Consider the following 16506-nt stretch of genomic DNA (forward strand, 5'->3'; position numbering starts at 1 on the left):
CGCTTTTACCAGAGAGAGATCCATTCGATGCCAGGCCCGACTGCTGTGCAGAGCGGCGCTGAGCCGGTTCAGGCGGGTCGCGCGCCTGCCGATCTGCCGGAGCAGCAGGAGCGACAACGCCTCGACAATCAGCTGTGCTTCGCGGTCTACGCCGCTGCGCATGCCTTCGGACGCGCCTACCGGAACCTGCTCGGCCGCTACGAACTGACCTACCCGCAGTATCTGGTCCTGCTCGTGCTCTGGGAGCAGGACGGCCTTTCGGTCAAGGAGATCGGCAATCGGCTGTTCCTTGATTCCGGAACGCTGACGCCGCTGCTGAAGCGGCTCGAAGCCTCGGGGCGGGTGCGACGTGCGCGGGACCGGGTCGATGAGCGGCAGGTGAGCATCTTCCTGACGCCAGCCGGTGCGGCGTTGCGCGATGTTCTCGCCTGCATCCCCGATGAGGCCGGAGGTCTGACGGGGCTCGACGTCGAGGGCCGAAGAAACCTTCTGCACGACCTCGTGACGCTGAGGATGGGCCTCCAGGCCGGGCTCATCACCGAATAGGCTGCCCTGTGAGCCCGGGGGCGGCCCTTTGGCCCACCCCCGGGTGTCTTCCTGTGTGAACCGAACTCAGGACTGCGTCTTGAGGTAGGCGATCACGTCGTTGATCTTCTTGTCGTCCGAGTAGCCCTGGAAGATCATCTTGGTGCCGGGCACCTTCGCCTTCGGGTTCTTCAGCCACTCGTGCAGGTTGGCCTCGTCCCAGGTGATGCCCGAGTTCTTCAGCGCGGCCGAGTAGTTGTAACCCTCGTAGGTGCCGGCCTTGCGCCCGACGACGCCCTTCAGGTCCGGGCCGACGCCGTTCTTCTGGAAGTTGTGGCAAGCCTTGCACGGGGCGAACGCCTTCTCGCCGGCTGCCGCGTCGCCGGCCTCCTGGGCCTGCGCGGAGAGCGGGATCAGGGCAGCAAGGACGGCGCCGAGAACGAGTGAACGCATGGATTTCCTCCTGTTGGCCGCCGCCGCGGCAGCGCTTTCGGCAGAGCTCGCCTGCCTGGAATAGCTCTAATTGAATCCATGTGCACGGCGCAACGGCCTAGCCTCGCCAGACCGCGTGGCTGTGCGCGGGACCAACGACCGCGTCCGGTCGCCGAAAGCCTCAACCCGCGGCCAAGGTGTTGGCTCCCTGCGGCCTTTGGAAGCCGCGCGGCCGATCGGTCGTCGGCCTCCCGGGATGCCCTGTCGCTTGGGGCCAGGGTCCTCTATTGGTATCGACGCCGTGAAGCCTGACGAACGACCGCTTCCCGAGAGTCTGACCCGCCTGCTCTCCGTGCCCCTGCCCGCGGTGAGAGCCCGGTCTTGGCCGGCCGAACTCGTTCCGCCGCCGAATCGGGCGTCCCGGCATGCCGCCCTGGAATCCGTGCTCCTGCGTGGCTTCGTGTACGGCGTGTCCGGCCTCGTATGGCTCGCCGTGATGCTGCTGATCGCCCGCCACATCGCGTGGTGAGCGGCAGCCTGGCGCCCGCTTGGCCCGCCTGTGGAAAGTGCTCCAGCACACCGTGTTCCACCCGTTCAGTCGAGACTTGACCGGGCAAATCCGGTATTGGGGGCATGTCGTCTCGCGTGACCGGTACAGGGTCCGTGATGGAGACGTTCCATCCGTGGAGACCGGACTATGTCGCTGACCGGGCGCTTCTGGTTTCGGAAAACCTGGACGGGGCGGCTCGTGCTCCTGGTCGAGGAGGAGCGCCCGCGCTGGTTCGGGCGCGGCGCCGGCAAGCCGCGCTGGCGCAACGCGAAGCTGCTCGATTTCGCGGAACCGGAATTGCGGCCCTTGATGATGATGGAAAAGCATCACCGCAGCGGAGCCGGCTCTGCGCAGGTTCGCACCCTTCGGCCGGTGCCGGCCGTATCGGAGGGGCGGGCAGCCAACGGCTGAGCTCTCCCCTGCTGTGCACCGGGCGAGGCCGATCACCACATGGAGGATGTTCTCCGGCGGGGGACGCTTCGAAAGGTGACAGCACCATGCCGCGCTATTTCTTCCACACGCAGATCGGCGACGATGTCATCTCCGATCCGACCGGCGTTGACCTCCGCGATCCCGACGAAGCTTGGGAGAAGGCCCGTCACACCATCCGTGCGGCCCTGCGCGAGCGCCGGGATCAGGCGCGGCTGATGACGGCCTGCCTGATCGTCGCCGACGCGGCGGGCGAGGTGGTGCTGGAATTTCCGTTCAGCGAAGCTGTCACGCTGCCGACACCGGACGATCCGATCCTCCATTGATTGCAGCCTGACGCGGCGCGTGCCCTACATCGGGGCGAGCGCCGGAGATCAGGACCCGCCGACCAATGGATTCACCCCCGAACGACCTCGATGCCCGCGCCCTTGGCCGCGCTGCGCCCGGCAAGGGCCTCGCGCGCGAGGCCTGCCCCTACGCGGAGGGCACCGAGGCCCGCACGCTCTGGCTTGCCGGTTACGATGAGGCATTGGCCGACGGCGCCGAGGCCGTGACCGGCGGTATCGCCCAGCACCCAGCCCCGCCTCCCGCCGACCGGGCGCGGTGATGGACGCCCGGACCGGACCGCAGCCCGGCGCAACTGCGCACCCTGCCCTGAACCGCAAGGCGGTCGGGGCTGTGGTCCTGGGCAATGCCCTCGAATTCTACGACTTCACGGTCTACGCATTCTTCGCCAAGCCGATCGGCGCGGCCTTCTTCCCAGCCACCGATCCGACCCACAGCCTGCTCGCCTCGCTCGCGCTGTTCGGGGTCGGCTACGTGATGCGGCCGATCGGCGGTGCGCTGATCGGCGCCTTCGCGGATCGGGCCGGGCGCAAGCCCGCGATGCTGATCACCATCGCGCTTATGGCGCTGGGCATGCTGATGCTCGCCGTTTGTCCCTCTTACGCGACGATTGGCGGCTGGGCGCAGGTAATCGTCATCGCCGGACGGCTCGTCCAGGGCCTTGCGCTCGGCGGTGAGGTCGGGCCGTCCACGGCCTACCTGCTTGAGGCAGCCCCTCAGAACCGGCGCGGATTTGTCACGAGCTGGCAGATCGCCAGCCAGGGCTGCGCCGCCCTGTTCGCCGGGATCGTGGCTACCGCCTTGGCGCTGTCCGTCGGCGACCAAGCGATGTCGGACTGGGGCTGGCGGCTGATGTTCCTGCTCGGCCTTGGCGTCGTTCCGATCGGCCTCGTGATCCGCAGCCACCTGCCTGAGACCGCAGGTGCCGAGGAGGATCCCGACGCCGCTGCCTCGACTATGGCGGTTATCGGCCGGCTCCTGCGCGAGCACGGCCGTCTGCTGGGCCTGACCTTCCTGGTCATCGCCGCCTCCACGGTCTCGAACGCGGTCGGCACCAACATGCCGGTCTTCGCCGGTGCGACCCTGGGCCTGAGCGAGACCGCCGCGACCGCGGTGCCGATCGCCCTCGGGCTCGCCTCGGTGGCGTTCCCGCTGCTCGGCGGCTGGCTCGCGGACCGGGTCGGGCGGCGGCCGGTGATGATCTGGCCGCGGGCGCTGATCTTGATCCTAGCGGTGCCGGCCTTCGCCTGGGTGGTGAAGGCGCCAAGCGCGGTCAGCGTCTACGCCGTGACGTTCCTGCTCTCGGCGCTGTCGTCGATCAACGCCGCCGCGGTGATCGTCGGCATTCCGGAGGCCCTGCCCCGGGCCGTGCGCAGCGCCGGCCTGTCGATCGTCTACGCGGTTGCCGTGTCGGTGTTCGGCGGCAGCACCAACTTCGTGGTGAACTGGCTGATCGCCACGACCGGGGATCGGCTCGCCCCCGCCTATTACCTCGCAGCCTTCAGCCTCATCGGGACGATCGCCGCTTTCTTCCTGCCGGAGACCCGTGGCCGCGATCTCGATTCGAACATCGAGGCCGGGGCGGCCTGACGGGGTTGCCGGACCCGGCGGCATGCTTTCAGAGCAGAGCGACCCGGACTCCATGCACCTGCGGCAGGCCGCCCGCGCAAGCGGTGTGTGATCCCGCACGGACGTCGCCGCGTGGGGCACGGCGCGTCACTGCGATGCTAGGTTGCAGGTTCGTCTGGGCCTAGACCGGCCCCATGCCGACGCCCGTTCAGACGAATCGCCCGCTGGTCCTCGCCGCGGTGATGGCGGCGATGTTCATGATCGCCATTGAGGCGACGATCGTTTCGACCGCGATGCCGCAAATCGCCGGCCAACTCGGCGATTTGCACCTCTATGCCTGGGTGTTCGCCTCGTTCCTGCTGACTCAGACCGCCACCACGGTGGTGTTCGGCAAACTGTCCGACCTCTACGGGCGGCGACCGGTCCTGCTGTTCGGCATCGCGGTGTTCCTGCTCGGCTCCCTGCTCTGCGGGCTCGCGTGGTCGATGCCGTCTCTGATCCTGTTCCGCCTGGTGCAGGGGATCGGGGCCGGGGCGATCCAACCGGTGAGCCTGACGGTGGTGGGCGATCTCTATTCGGCGCGGGAGCGCGGCCGGATCCAGGGTTACCTCGCCAGCGTATGGGGGATCTCCTCGGTGGCCGGCCCGTTGGTCGGTGGGCTGATCATCGGCCATTTGAGCTGGCCGTGGATCTTCTGGATCAACCTGCCGATCGGCATCATCGCGGCCGTCCTGTTCCTCCGGTACCTGCACGAGGGTGTGGAGCGCCGCAGCCGCCAGATCGACGTGATCGGCGCAGGCCTGTTCACGGCCGCCATTGCGGCGCTGATGATCGCGCTCACCGAGGCGGGGGATTCGGCCGCGGCGGCGCTCTGGCCGGGCATCGCCTTCGTGGTGGCCGCGATCCTGTTCGTGGTGCAGGAGCGGCGCGCCCCTGATCCGATGCTCGACATCCGCCTGTGGACGCAGCGCCCCATCGCCACCGCCAACGCCGCGACGCTCCTCTCCGGCATGACGGTGATTGGCCTCACGGCCTTCCTGCCGATGTACGTGCAGGGCGTGCTGCGGCAATCGCCGCTGATCGCCGGCCTGACCCTGACGCTGATGGTGCTGGGCTGGCCGATCGGCGCGACCACGGCGGCGCGCAGCTTCGTGCGCTTCGGCCTGCGCCCGATCCTGCTCGTCGGTGCGACCCTGCTCCCGCTGGGGGCGACCGCCTTCGTTGCCCTGGGGCCTTCGACCTCGCCCGCCGTGGCGGCCGTCGGCTCGATCGTGATGGGCCTCGGCATGGGCTTCCTGTCGACCGCCGCCATCGTGATCATTCAGGACAGCGTCGCCTGGGCCCAGCGCGGTGCGGCCACGGCCTCCAACATCTTCGCACGCAATCTCGGCTCGACCCTCGGCGCCACCGCGCTCGGCGCCGTTCTGAACTATCGGCTGGCTCATCCCTCGAGCGGGCCCACGGTCAGTTCGGATGAACTCCGGCGCCTGCTCGACGATTCCGCGAGTCTCGGCGCCGGCGGCGAGGCGATCCGGGCCGGGCTCCAGCACGCGCTTCACGGCACCTTTTGGACGGTGTTCGCGGTGGCCGTGCTGACCCTGCTCCTGTCGCTCCTCGTCCCGCCCGTGGCGATCTCGGAGGGGCCGCGCGAACTGGCGGTGGAGTAGGCGATGATTCGGGGGGCGCAGCCGCTGCGGCGAGCTGCGAGCGCGGTATGGAAGTGTCATACCGCTGCTGCGTGGGAGCCGGCCTGGCCGCGACCGAGAAGCGGAGGTTCAGCCTGCCTGCTGAGCGGGCCGCGTTCATCGATGCTCAAGTCAGAGCCGGGTCGTTCCCGGGCGCGAGCGAAGTGGCGCGGGCCGGGTTGCGCGCGCTCCAGGAGCGCGACGCCGCCGTGGGGCGCTGGCTCCGTGAGGAGGTGGTCGCGACCTATGACGCGATGAAGGCCCATCCCGAGCGCTCGATGTCGGCAGAGGGCAAGGCCGAGCCGAGGCGCCAGCGTCACGAAGCACGGATGCGGGATGGCGCCCGTCGCGGGTGACGATCTCGACTGGATCTACGGCACGCTCGCCGCGGTCACGACGCTCACGGTCCCGTCGGGCTACGCGCAAAGCCTCCGCGCATGCTGTCGGACGCTCGAAGACGGTGCCGAGCGTGGAAGGTTGCACGACGATCTTCGCCCGGGGCTACGGGCGATCGGTTTCGAGCGCCGTGTGACCATCGCCTTCACGGTCGAGGGAAAGCGTGTCGTGATCCTGCACATTTTCTATGGTGGGCGGGACGGGGCTGACGATTTCCGATGGTTGCCGTGCCGCCTCGGTATCGAGGAACCCCGACAACCGGTTTCCCCTTCCGCGCGTCATGCTTTAGCCTCTGGCCATGCCCCTCGTCCCGCCCCCACGCCCCGCCGCCGCACCCGCGGCGGACATCCCGCCGACCAGCGTGCTGACCGCCAACCAGCCGGAATGGACGGTGGGCGAACTCGCGGGCGCGCTGAAGCGCACCCTCGAGGATGCGTTCGGCCATGTGCGGCTGCGCGGCGAGATCTCCGGTTATCGCGGGCCGCACGGCTCGGGCCATGCCTACTTCTCCCTCAAGGACGGGCAGGCGCGGATCGATGCGGTCGTCTGGAAGGGCGTGTTCGGGCGGCTGCGCCAGCGGCCCCAGGAGGGGCTGGAGGTGATCGCCACCGGCCGCATCACCACCTTCGCTGGAAAATCCTCGTACCAGATTGTGGTCGAGAGCCTGGAGCCGGCCGGGCTTGGCGCTTGGATGGCCTTGCTCGAGGAGCGCAAGAAGCAGCTCGCTGCCGAGGGCCTGTTCGCCGCGGAGCACAAGCGGCCGATCCCCTACCTGCCCCGCGTCGTCGGCGTCGTCACGTCGCCCACCGGCGCGGTGATCCGCGACATTCTCCACCGGCTGGAGGATCGCTTTCCGCGCCCCGTCCTCGTCTGGCCCGTGCGCGTCCAGGGGGATGGTGCCGCCGAGGAGGTCGCGGCGGCGATCCGCGGCTTCAACGCCCTGAAGCCCGGTGGTCCGATCCCGCGTCCGGACGTGCTGATCGTCGCCCGCGGCGGCGGCTCGATCGAGGATCTCTGGGCCTTCAACGAGGAATGCGTGGTCCGCGCTGCCTTCGAGAGCACGATCCCGCTGATTTCGGCGGTGGGGCACGAGACCGACACGACCCTGATCGATTACGTCTCCGACCGGCGTGCGCCGACTCCGACGGGCGCCGCCGAGATGGCGGTGCCGGTCCGGGCCGATCTGATCGCCACGGTCGCGGATCTCTCCGCCCGGGCAATCGGCGCGGCCGGTCGTCGCATCGAGCGGGATCGGGCGGATCTGCGGGCGCTGGGGCGTGCTCTGCCCGGGGCCGACGCCCTGCTCTCGGCCAAGCGGCAGCGGCTCGACCTCGCCGATGCGCGACTCGCCCCCGCACTCGCCGCCGGTGCCAGCCGGCACCGGGCGCGGCTTCAGCTGCTCCTCGACCGGATGGCGCGGCGCTCCCCGGACGTCGCCCTCGCCAACGCTCGCGCGCGGCTGGCGCGGATCGATCACCGGCCGCTCCACGCCCTGCGCAACGACGTGCAGCGCAAGGGTGAGGCGCTGGTCCAGCTCGGTCGCCGCCTCGTCGTGGCCCGGGAGGCGAGCCTGGAGCGAGCCCGGGCGCTTCAGGCGCGGCGCACAGACCGTTTGCTCGCCCTCTCCGACCGCCTCGCCCAGGCCGGCGCCCGCAGCGTCGAGCGAAGGCGTGATCGTCTCGCTGGCTTGGCCGGGCTGCTCGGGTCGCTGAGCTACCACGCGGTGCTGGAGCGCGGTTACGTGCTCGTGCGCGATGCCGCTGGCCTACCGGTGCGCCGGGCCGGGGATGCGGCCGCCGCGGAGCGTCTGAGCCTGCAATTCTCGGACGGGACCATCGCGGCGGTGCCCGACGGCACCCCGAAGACCGCGGCACCACGCCGATCGGTTCGCCCGGCCGCGGACAAGGCGGCCGGGCGAACTGCGACGCGACAGGGCACCCTGTTCTGAGACATGTCCACGCGGTTCGACATCTGGGACGGAACCCCGTTCTCGGGTGCGAAGATCGCGCTGACATGGGGTGCCGCCATCATCGCCTATCGCCGCGACGATCGCCCGGACATTCCCTTCCCGGCCTGTTGGGATCTTCCTGGCGGCGGCCGGGAGGGCGCGGAATCCCCGGTCGAATGCGCCCTGCGCGAGACCGAGGAGGAGTTTGGGCTCGTCATCGATCCCGGGCGTATCGTCTGGCTCGGGCGATATCCCAGCTGGTCCGGCGGTGCCGCCCCCAGCTACTTCCTGGCCGCACCTGTGACCGCAGCCGAAACCGCGGGGATCCGCTTCGGAACCGAAGGCTCCGGCTGGATGCTGATGCCGGCCACGGACTTCGTCGCGCATCCGGAGGCCGTGCCGCATCTGCGCGATCGCCTGGAGGACTATCTGCGGGCGGCCGGCGCGTGGCCGGAGCGGCGGAGTCAGCCGTCGGACGGCTCCGGCCCGACGCGGTAATGATAGCGGTACAGTTCGCGCTCGAAACCGAGGCCACGGTAGAGCGCCCGGGCCGGCGTGTTCGCCGCCACGACCTGCAGGCAGGCGGCCCGCGCGCCCTGCGTCCGGCTCCAGCGCAGCAGCGCCCCCACGGCGCGCCGGGCGTGGCCGCGACCGCGCAGGGGCCCGGGGGTGGCGACCGACTCGATCACCAGCAACTCCCGGTCGAGGACGCCGAAGGCGATCGCGCCGATCCCACCCTCGATATGGGCGGTCGCGAAGGCCCGCGGCAGCATCAGGGCGGCGACCGTGTCGCGGAAGACTTGCGCGGCCGCGGCATCGGCTCGGTTGATCGCATCGCGCAGAGCCAACCAAGGGGCATCAGGCGCCGTTGAGATCTGGACCGACGGATCCGGCGCCGCCGTCAGATCATCGATGGGGCGGTACAGGGTGCAGGTCTCGTCGACGACCGTGTAGTCGTCCCGTCCGAGCAGGGGCTCCATCTGCGACGCGATGGCCGGGATCCGGAAGATCGGGCGTTGCCCGAGGCGCGCGTAGACCGCGCGGGCTGCCGTGATCGCCGGTTCCGGGGGCCCGCTCCCCCGCATCGGATTGACCGAGTTCTGCCGCTTCGACACGCCGCCCGCGGCGCGCAGCAGATAGCCGTCCAACAGGATCTGGCGCGGGCTCGGCCAAGCGTTGAGGCACGCCTCCTCCACCTGCCAGGCGAGATCGGGTTCCGCAACCATCACAGCCTCCGGCTTGGGTGATCGCACGGGACTGCGATCGGGCCAACGGCTCCGTCTACAGGTCTTTTCGGAAGATCTCGGCCATGCGGCGTCGCGTACGCTTGAAGCGTATTCGGCCCGCGCGATGTCCCCGCCATGTCCGAACCTGAAATCCTGTTCTGCCTGCACTTTCTCGGCGGAAGTGCCCGTAGCTGGGCACCACTTGCCCAGGCGCTTGACGGCGCGTTGACTTGCGAACCCATAGACTTGCCGGGTTTCGGGCAGGAAGCGGGCAGGACGGAATTCTCCGTCGATGCGATGGCCGACCACGTGGCGGAGGCGATCCGTGCGCATGCGCCCGCCGCCTTCGCGATCGCGGGCCACAGCATGGGCGCCAAGGTCGCGCTGGCGCTCGCCCGCCGCGCCGAGGACGGTGCCCCCGGTCTTCAAGGGCTCACGGGTCTGATCCTGGTTTCCGGCTCGCCGCCGAGCCCCGAGCCGATCCCGGAGGAGCGTCGGTCGACGATGCGCGCCTGGATCGACGCGGATACCGAGACGCGCCAGCGGGAGGCGCGGAGCTTCGTGCGAGCGAATGTCGGGAGCGATCTCGATGCCGACACCGAGGACAAGGCGGTGGACGACGTGCTGCGGGCCTCGCCCGAGGCCTGGAAGGCTTGGCTCTCCAGCGGCGCGAACGAGGATTGGTGCCGCCGGGTCGGCGTCCTGCGTACGCCGGCGCTGATCCTGGCCGGATCGGAGGATGCCGATCTCGGCCCCGACGCGCAGTGCGCCCTGATGGCCCCACATTTCGCAGACCAGCGCCTCATCACCCTCGACGGCGTTGGCCATCTTCTGCCGCTGGAGCGCCCGGAAACGCTGGCGACCCTGGTGCTCGACGCGATCCATGTGCGGCCGCACCAACCGGAGATGGCGCCGCCTCACGTGCCGCCCGCTTACGCGGCGCTGATCGCATCCGATCGCGTCAACAGCCGCCTGCGCGGGGCCCTCGATACGCGCGCCGAGCCGCCCGATCCTGCCTACAACCCGCAAGCCCTCGACCCCGTGGAACTCGGAATCCTGCGGGCCGTGCTCGCCCGGGTCCTGCCGATGCCCGGCCTCGACCTCGCCGCCCGGATCGACCGGCGCCTCGCCGCTGGCGCGGGCGACGGCTGGCGCTTCTCCGCCCTGCCGCCCGATCCGGACGCCTATCGAGCGGCCCTGCGCACTTTGGACGCCGCCGCCCGTGCCGCCCATGGCCGCCCCTTCGTGGTCCTCGATGGTACCGATCAGGACGCCCTGCTCACCCTCTGCGAACGGGCCGAACTGACGGTCCTCGGGTTGCTCGGCGGCCGGCTCGATGCCGACCGGATGCGGTTCTGGTTCGAGGATCTGCGCTCCGATGCGGTCCGGCTCTGGCTTGGCCATCCGGCCGCGCTGGCCCGGATCGGTTTCTCGGGGATCGGCGTCGGCGGCGACCGGCCGGGGGAGATCGCCCGGGACCTGCCGGGCTTCCGCGAAACCGGACTCGACGCGCCGGAGCCCTGGGAGCCCAAGCCACAGACGATCATGCCGCAGCAGATGGAGGACGGACGATGAACCTCGCGGGGATGCGGAGCTACCGCGAGGACGATGTCGTCGATGCGGTGATCGTCGGTACCGGGGCGGGCGGCGCCCCGCTCCTGGCGCGCCTCGCCGCGGCCGGCCTGAAGGTCGTGGCGCTGGAAGCCGGACCGAACTTCACGCCGGAACGCTTCGCCTTCGACGAAACGCTGGCCGACGAGATCTACTGGACCGGAGAGCGCCTGAGCGGCGGCTCGACGCCGGAGGCCTTCGGGGGCAATAACAGCGGCACCGGCGTCGGCGGCTCGACGCTGCACTGGGGTGCCTTCGTCCCCCGTGCCGATGCCCGGGACCTTCAGCTCCACACGGAGTCCGGCGAGGGTGTCGACTGGCCGCTCGGCTACGACGAACTGGTGCCGTACTACGAGCGGGTCGAGCGGTTCATCGGTGTCTCGGGGGCGCAGGACTATCCCTGGGATCGGGACCGGCGCTATCCCCTGCCCCCGGTGCCCCGCAACGGTCCGGCGCAGATCATGGCGCAGGCCTGCGAGGCGCGCGGCATCCGCTGGGCGGATGCGCCCGCCGCCGTCGTCTCGCGGGACTTCCAGTCCGAGGACGGCCCCCTGCGGGAGGCCTGCATCAATTGCGGCTACTGCCACCAGGGCTGCCGCAACGGCGCCAAGACCAGCATGGATGTGACCTACCTGCCGCTGGCGCTGGCCCGCGGCGCGGAGATCCGGGCGGAGGCCTTCGTGCACCGCCTGGAGCGCGGCGCCGACGGGCGGGTGAACGCGGTGGTCTACCGGCAGGATGGCCAGGACAAGCGCCAGCGCTGCGCGGCGGTCTTCCTCTGCGCCGGCGCCGTCGAGACGCCGCGGCTGCTGCTGCATCTCGGGATGGCCAATTCCAGCGATCAGGTCGGCCGCAACTATATGGGCCACGTGGCGACCCAGGTCTGGGGCACGTTCCCGCACGAAGTCCGGATGAATCGCGGCTATCCCTCGTCGCTCATCACCGAGGATTTCATCCGCCCAGGGGCCGATTTCGCTGGGGGCTACCTGATCCAGAGCCTGGGCGTGGTGCCGGTAACCTTCGGAAATGCCGTAGCGCGCGGACGCGGCCTGTGGGGCAAGCCGCTCCTCAACTACCTCGACCGCTACAACCATCTCGCCGGCATCGGCATCAACGGCGAGACCCTGCCCTGCGACGCCAACGTGCTGACGCTCTCCGACGAGACCGACGCGAACGGCGTGCGGAAAGCCCATGTCAACTTCGGCTACAGCACCAACGAGAACCGCCTCAACGCCCACGCCACGCAGGTGATGCGCGGGTTGTGGGAAGAGGCCGGCGCCGAGGACATCTGGGTTCTGGAGCGCGTCGCCCACACGCTCGGCACCTGCCGGATGGGGCGCGACGGGTCGAGTGCCGTTGTCGACCCCTATGGACGAAGCTTCGACATCGACAACCTGTGGATCTGCGACGGCTCGACGTTCCCGAGTTCGCTGGCCGCCAATCCGGCCCTCACCATCATGGCGCTGAGCCTGCGGACTGCGGAAGCGTTCCTGGCCGGTCGGCCCTGAGAACGCTTCAGGACACCGCGGCGCGCAGCTCCGCCAGCCCGCGCCGCTGGTGACCCTGCGCGTCGAAATTCCCGGGATCGAGCCACGCCGCGAAGCCGGCGCGGACCTTGGGCCATTCCGTGTCGGTAATGGAAAACCACGCGGTGTCACGGGAGCGGCCCTTCACCACGACGGCGTTGCGAAAGAGGCCCTCGGCGGTGAAACCCAGTCGCAAAGCCGCCGCCCGGGACGGCGCGTTGAGGCTGTCGCATTTCCACTCGTAGCGGCGGTAGCCCAGCTCGTCGAACGCGCGGGACATCATCAGCGCCATGGCTTCCGTGGACGCAGGCGTCCGTTGCAGGCCGGGTCCGAAATTGAGGTGGCCGACCTCGATCACACCATTGGCTGGATCGATCCGTAGATACGCCGCTAGTCCCAGTGGCGCGTCGCTTCCGCGGTCGAGGATCGTGTGGAACAGCGGATCCTCGCTCGCCGCCCGGGCTTCGAGCCGGTCCCGGAATTCCGCCGCGCTCTCGGGCATCTCGTCGGGGAGATAGGTCCAGCCGCGTGGGTCGGGCGCGGCGCTGTAGGCCGCGAACAGGCCAGCGGCGTGTGCCGCGGCATCCAGCGGCACCAGCCGGCAGGTCCGGCCCTCCATGGCGGATCTCGGTGGTCGGGGGCGTGGTCGCCAACCCGGCAAGTCCGGGCCGATGGGTTGGCCGTAGGCGTTGACGCGCGTGCTCATGATCCGCTCCGTTCGGCGACTAGCTTGGCGAGGTCGGCTTCGCCCGCCGCCTGAAGCCCCGCGATGACGCCCGTCCGGTCGGCCGCGGACCGGTTCTGGCTCATCTTCCATTTGCCTTCGAGATGCGTGATCGCGATCTCCACGCCGATCAGCGCCTGCACCTGCGCGGCGACGAACGACTCCGGTGCGTCCGATACGGCCCAAGGCTCGGCCCGCGGCGCCTCGCGCAGGGCGGTCAGATCCGCGATCTGCCGCCGCAGCCACGCCGGATCCTCGATGACCCGCGGCCGGCCCCTCACCTGGACGATCGCGTAGTTCCAAGTCGGCACCACGCGGCCGTGCTCGCGCTTGCTCGCGTACCAGCTCGGGCTGACATAGCCCTCCGGCCCCTGGAACACGACAAGGCCCTCCCCCACGACGGCCAGATCCTGAGCCTGCGGGTTTGCCCGAGCGAGATGGGCCCGCAGCATCCCGTATCCCCCGTTCACATCGAGAAGAAACGGGATCGGGTTGGCGATCAGGCCCCCCGGCCCGGCCGTGACCAGCAGGCCGAGCGGGTGCGCGCGGATCAGCGCGTGCTGCGCGTCGCGGGACTCCTCCCTGAAGTGCGGTGGCTGATACACGAGGCCTGTCCTGTCCGGGACGTTGCGACAGCCATGCTTGACGCCATGCTGGACCAGACAAAAGGTCCAGTTTCGAGAAATCGACTGGACCGCTTTGCGCCATGGCTCGGGGCCCGCTGCCGCTACCTGTCAGCCTCGATCCGGCTGCATCGCTGCCGCTGCACGTGCAACTGCGCGAGGGATTGCGTGCGGCGATCCTCGAGCGCCGCTTGCCGCGTGGTGCGCGGCTGCCGGCGTCGCGTGAGCTTGCGGCCGATCTCGGCTGTGCCCGCGGCACGGTCGTGCTCGCCCTGGAGCAACTCACCGCCGAAGGCTATCTGACAGCACGGCCGGGCGCGGCGACCCGGGTGGCCGCCAGCCTGCCGGACGATGCGGTCCCGTCCTTCAGCCAGCCTCGAGAGCCCATATCCGCATCGGCGCCGCGGCTGTCGCGGCGGGGCGCCCGGCTCGCGGCGGCACCGCACCGTCGCTATCTGGCGGGATCGGCTGCACCCGACGCGTTCGCGCTGGGGCGGCCGGCCCTCGACGCGTTTCCCTATGCGGTCTGGGCGCGCCTGCTCCAGGCCGAGTGGCGCCGGGGGCCGGCAGGACAACCGGATCCCCGCGGCGCGCCGGAACTGCGACGCGCGATCTCCGCCTATCTCGCCCAGGCGCGCGGCGTCGCCTGCGAAGCCGACGACGTCATCGTCACCGCGGGCATCCGTCAAAGCCTGCGGCTCCTCGCGGAACTGTTGCTCGATCCCGGGGAGACGGCCCTGGTCGAGGAGCCGGGTTTTCCCGGGATCGCGCAGGCTCTGGCGAGCGCAGGGCTCCGGACGGTTCCCATCCCGATCGGTCCGGGTGGGCTCTCGGTCATTCAGGCTGAGGCCTCGATGCCGGGCGCCCGCCTCGCCGTGGTGACGCCGGCCCATCACTATCCGCTCGGCCACACCATGAGCCTTGAGCGTCGCCTCGATCTCCTGGCCTGGGCGGATGCGGCCGGCGGCTGGATCGTCGAGGACGATTACGACGGCGCCTACCGGTATGCCGGGCGTCCGCTTGCGCCGCTGCGTGCCCTCGATCGTGCCGGCCGGGTCATCTACGTCGGCAGCTTCTCCAAGCTCCTGTTGCCGGCCCTCGGCCTCAGCTACCTCGTCCTACCGCGCGGGCTCGTGACGCCGGTCAACCAAGCGCTTGCCGAAATCGGCCCCGTGCCGCCCGGGATCGGGCAATGGGCGCTCGCGCGGTTCATCGAGGATGGCCACCTCGCCAGCCACCTGCGTCGGACCCGGCGCCTCTACGGCCTGCGTCAGGAGTGTCTGGTGGAGGCCGCTGCGCGCTTCGCCAAGAGCATCATCGCGGTTGCGCCGATGGAGGGTGGCATGCACCTCATCGCCAGACCCGGGCCCGCCTGGGCGTCGGGCCTTACCGATCGCGATGCCGCCGCCGCGCTCGGCGCAGCCGGCATCTCCGCGGTGGCGCTGTCGACCTATCACGCGGGCGCACCGCAGCCCGGGTTGCTGCTCGGTTACGCTGCGGTACCGGAGCGCGCGATCGAGCCGGCGGTCCGGCGCATGGCGGAGGTGCTGCGGGCGGCGTCCGGACCGTCGTAGATTGACCGGGGCTGTGTCAGCCGGCTCAGATCGGGTGCTCAGGGCACGACGACGCCCGTCTCGGCGAAATGGGCCAAGCGCGCGATGAGGGGCGCGACCATCATGCGGTCGAGCTGCCGCAGCAAACCCCCGCGCGCGTGGGCGACGTTCGCCTCGGCCTGCTCGCGCGCCCGGTTCTGCCAGCCAGTGCGGTCGCCCTTGCACGCAGACCAAGCCCGCTCGATCGCGCTGAACACCTGCGGCAGACGCACGATCGGGTCCGTGATCAGATCGTAAGGGTGGTCGATCAAGCCATCGAAGGTATGGAAGCCCAACTCGGACAGCCGTGCGACAGCGCGCGGCGCGCCAACGACCACGAAGGGCAGTCCGGTCGCAGCAGCCTTCAGCGACTTCTCGGTGATCCGCTCGACGCCGGGTTCGAAGAAGTCAGTCTCGGAGATCACGGTGAAGTCGCATTCTCCATAAGCTTGGGTGTCGAGGGTCATGACCATGTCGGTCCCCTGATCGGGGTCGATCCGCCGGGCCCGGCGCGGGATCCAGTCGCCGACATCGGCCAGAAGCGGCGCGAAGGCCGCCTCGATCTCGGGCGGGGCGTGGAAGACATCGATTCCACCCGCCTTCGGGTTGTCCGCTCCGATGCCGTGGAAGGAGATCACGCCGTCACGGTCCAAGCCGCTGAGCTGGAACCAGCGGTAGAGGAGGACCCTGTGCCAGCGCAGGGCCGCGTTCTGGCACAAGAAGCGGGCCGGCCGGGTCGCCTGGGTGAACGGCGCGTAGCCGGCGCGGTCGAGGGCGTGCTGCGGGAAGAGCCGTGGACCTGCCTCCGCATCCAGCCACAGGGCCACTTGCAGCGGGAAGAACTCAAACGTCCAGAACCGTAGGCCCGCGCCGTAGAGCCGCTCGTAATCGAGCCGCAGGATCTTGTTCTGGGAAACGAGGATGACGCGGTCGCGTGGGATGCCGAGCGTGTGGAGGTTGCGGTGGAGCGCCTCGAAGGTCGGCGCGTGCAGGCCCGGGCCCTCGTTCGCCAAATCGAGGAGCAGCGCAGCTCGCCCGGCACGCAGGTTCTCGACGTCGCCTGGTTGCAGCAGGTCGAGGCGTCCGTTCGCCTCCGGGAAGCCGAGGCGAACGAAGTCGAGCACCGGCAGGCAGAGGACGTGGTTCGCCGTACCCGGATCAGCCGTGACAGTGACCGGCTTGCCCATCCAGCCGAGCGCGGCCGGCAGGAAGTGGCCGGCCTCGCCCCGGGGGACGAGCAGGATCTCGGAAGATGGTTGACTCATCGTGGTGCCCGGACGGCCCACGACCGGACCGTACTGGCCGGATAACGAGTTCGTGAGCGG

At 70.0% G+C, this 16506-nt stretch carries 19 protein-coding genes; 13 read left to right on the forward strand and 6 right to left on the reverse strand.

The annotated features are described in order from the left end of the window. Nucleotides 1-27 precede the first annotated feature (27 nt). Nucleotides 28-546, forward strand: coding sequence for a MarR family winged helix-turn-helix transcriptional regulator (locus BLQ49_RS03135; protein ID WP_091713242.1), 519 nt, complete (start codon nucleotides 28-30; stop codon nucleotides 544-546). A gap of 66 nt (nucleotides 547-612) precedes the next feature. On the opposite strand, the gene BLQ49_RS03140 is transcribed toward BLQ49_RS03135, so the two are convergent. After that, entirely contained in the window at nucleotides 613-978 is a 366-nt protein-coding gene (locus BLQ49_RS03140; protein WP_091713244.1) for a c-type cytochrome, read from the reverse strand. A 280-nt stretch (nucleotides 979-1258) separates the two neighbouring features. Between BLQ49_RS03140 and BLQ49_RS03145 the strand changes: the two genes are divergently transcribed. The 7 genes from BLQ49_RS03145 to BLQ49_RS03175 all read left to right on the forward strand — a co-directional run bounded on the left by BLQ49_RS03145 (nucleotide 1259) and on the right by BLQ49_RS03175 (nucleotide 5891). Continuing rightward, a complete protein-coding gene (locus BLQ49_RS03145) occupies nucleotides 1259-1486 on the forward strand; it encodes a hypothetical protein (protein ID WP_091713246.1) in 228 nt (75 codons plus the stop codon). A 168-nt stretch (nucleotides 1487-1654) separates the two neighbouring features. Beyond that, nucleotides 1655-1918 carry a hypothetical protein gene (locus BLQ49_RS03150; RefSeq protein ID WP_091713248.1) on the forward strand — a complete coding sequence of 88 codons (264 nt, stop codon included), beginning with the start codon at nucleotides 1655-1657 and terminating at the stop codon, nucleotides 1916-1918. Nucleotides 1919-2004: 86 nt separating this feature from the next. After that, a complete protein-coding gene (locus BLQ49_RS03155; protein WP_091713250.1) occupies nucleotides 2005-2262 on the forward strand; it encodes a DUF6894 family protein in 258 nt (85 codons plus the stop codon). A 65-nt stretch (nucleotides 2263-2327) separates the two neighbouring features. Further along, nucleotides 2328-2543, forward strand: a complete 216-nt coding sequence (locus tag BLQ49_RS03160; protein WP_091713251.1) for a ribosome modulation factor — start codon at nucleotides 2328-2330, stop codon at nucleotides 2541-2543. Continuing rightward, entirely contained in the window at nucleotides 2543-3871 is a 1329-nt protein-coding gene (locus BLQ49_RS03165) for an MFS transporter (RefSeq protein ID WP_091713253.1), read from the forward strand. Before BLQ49_RS03160 ends, BLQ49_RS03165 begins: the two co-directional genes overlap by 1 nt. 173 nt (nucleotides 3872-4044) lie before the next feature. Further along, nucleotides 4045-5517: an MDR family MFS transporter gene (locus BLQ49_RS03170; protein WP_091713254.1), complete on the forward strand. Its 1473-nt coding sequence runs from the start codon at nucleotides 4045-4047 to the stop codon at nucleotides 5515-5517. Nucleotides 5518-5600: 83 nt separating this feature from the next. Beyond that, the gene (locus BLQ49_RS03175) at nucleotides 5601-5891 is read left to right on the forward strand and encodes a ribbon-helix-helix domain-containing protein (RefSeq protein WP_091713875.1); all 291 of its coding nucleotides are present in this window, start codon (nucleotides 5601-5603) and stop codon (nucleotides 5889-5891) included. 145 nt (nucleotides 5892-6036) lie between these two features. Here the strand turns inward: BLQ49_RS03175 and BLQ49_RS30700 are convergent, their stop codons facing one another. After that, nucleotides 6037-6189: a hypothetical protein gene (locus tag BLQ49_RS30700; RefSeq protein WP_167627613.1), complete on the reverse strand. Its 153-nt coding sequence runs from the start codon at nucleotides 6187-6189 to the stop codon at nucleotides 6037-6039. Between the two features lie 40 nt (nucleotides 6190-6229). Here BLQ49_RS30700 and xseA point away from each other — a divergent pair, with 40 nt between their 5' ends. Next, nucleotides 6230-7879: an exodeoxyribonuclease VII large subunit gene (xseA, locus tag BLQ49_RS03185; protein ID WP_091713256.1), complete on the forward strand. Its 1650-nt coding sequence runs from the start codon at nucleotides 6230-6232 to the stop codon at nucleotides 7877-7879. 3 nt (nucleotides 7880-7882) lie between these two features. After that, nucleotides 7883-8377 carry an NUDIX hydrolase gene (locus BLQ49_RS03190; RefSeq protein ID WP_244507412.1) on the forward strand — a complete coding sequence of 165 codons (495 nt, stop codon included), beginning with the start codon at nucleotides 7883-7885 and terminating at the stop codon, nucleotides 8375-8377. Here the strand turns inward: BLQ49_RS03190 and BLQ49_RS03195 are convergent. Further along, nucleotides 8344-9105: a GNAT family N-acetyltransferase gene (locus BLQ49_RS03195; protein ID WP_091713258.1), complete on the reverse strand. Its 762-nt coding sequence runs from the start codon at nucleotides 9103-9105 to the stop codon at nucleotides 8344-8346. The two genes, BLQ49_RS03190 and BLQ49_RS03195, sit on opposite strands and share 34 nt — an antisense overlap. Nucleotides 9106-9240: 135 nt before the next feature. On the opposite strand from BLQ49_RS03195, the gene BLQ49_RS03200 reads away from it, so the two are divergent. Beyond that, the gene (locus BLQ49_RS03200) at nucleotides 9241-10680 is read left to right on the forward strand and encodes an alpha/beta hydrolase (RefSeq protein ID WP_091713260.1); all 1440 of its coding nucleotides are present in this window, start codon (nucleotides 9241-9243) and stop codon (nucleotides 10678-10680) included. Continuing rightward, nucleotides 10677-12224: a GMC family oxidoreductase gene (locus BLQ49_RS03205; protein WP_091713261.1), complete on the forward strand. Its 1548-nt coding sequence runs from the start codon at nucleotides 10677-10679 to the stop codon at nucleotides 12222-12224. The genes BLQ49_RS03200 and BLQ49_RS03205 overlap by 4 nt, the downstream gene beginning before the upstream one ends. Nucleotides 12225-12231: 7 nt before the next feature. Here the strand turns inward: BLQ49_RS03205 and BLQ49_RS03210 are convergent, their stop codons facing one another. Beyond that, nucleotides 12232-12948, reverse strand: a complete 717-nt coding sequence (locus BLQ49_RS03210) for a GNAT family N-acetyltransferase (RefSeq protein ID WP_091713263.1) — start codon at nucleotides 12946-12948, stop codon at nucleotides 12232-12234. Then, a complete protein-coding gene (locus tag BLQ49_RS03215) occupies nucleotides 12945-13571 on the reverse strand; it encodes an FMN-binding negative transcriptional regulator (RefSeq protein ID WP_091713265.1) in 627 nt (208 codons plus the stop codon). The genes BLQ49_RS03210 and BLQ49_RS03215 overlap by 4 nt, the downstream gene beginning before the upstream one ends. Nucleotides 13572-13672: 101 nt before the next feature. On the opposite strand from BLQ49_RS03215, the gene pdxR reads away from it, so the two are divergent. Continuing rightward, nucleotides 13673-15163, forward strand: a complete 1491-nt coding sequence (gene pdxR, locus BLQ49_RS03220; protein ID WP_091713266.1) for a MocR-like pyridoxine biosynthesis transcription factor PdxR — start codon at nucleotides 13673-13675, stop codon at nucleotides 15161-15163. A 38-nt stretch (nucleotides 15164-15201) separates the two neighbouring features. Here the strand turns inward: pdxR and BLQ49_RS03225 are convergent, their stop codons facing one another. Next, nucleotides 15202-16446, reverse strand: coding sequence for a hypothetical protein (locus BLQ49_RS03225; RefSeq protein ID WP_091713878.1), 1245 nt, complete (start codon nucleotides 16444-16446; stop codon nucleotides 15202-15204). Between the last annotated feature and the right edge of the window lie 60 nt (nucleotides 16447-16506).

Source organism: Methylobacterium phyllostachyos (assembly GCF_900103445.1).
Taxonomy (GTDB): Bacteria; Pseudomonadota; Alphaproteobacteria; order Rhizobiales; family Beijerinckiaceae; genus Methylobacterium; species Methylobacterium phyllostachyos.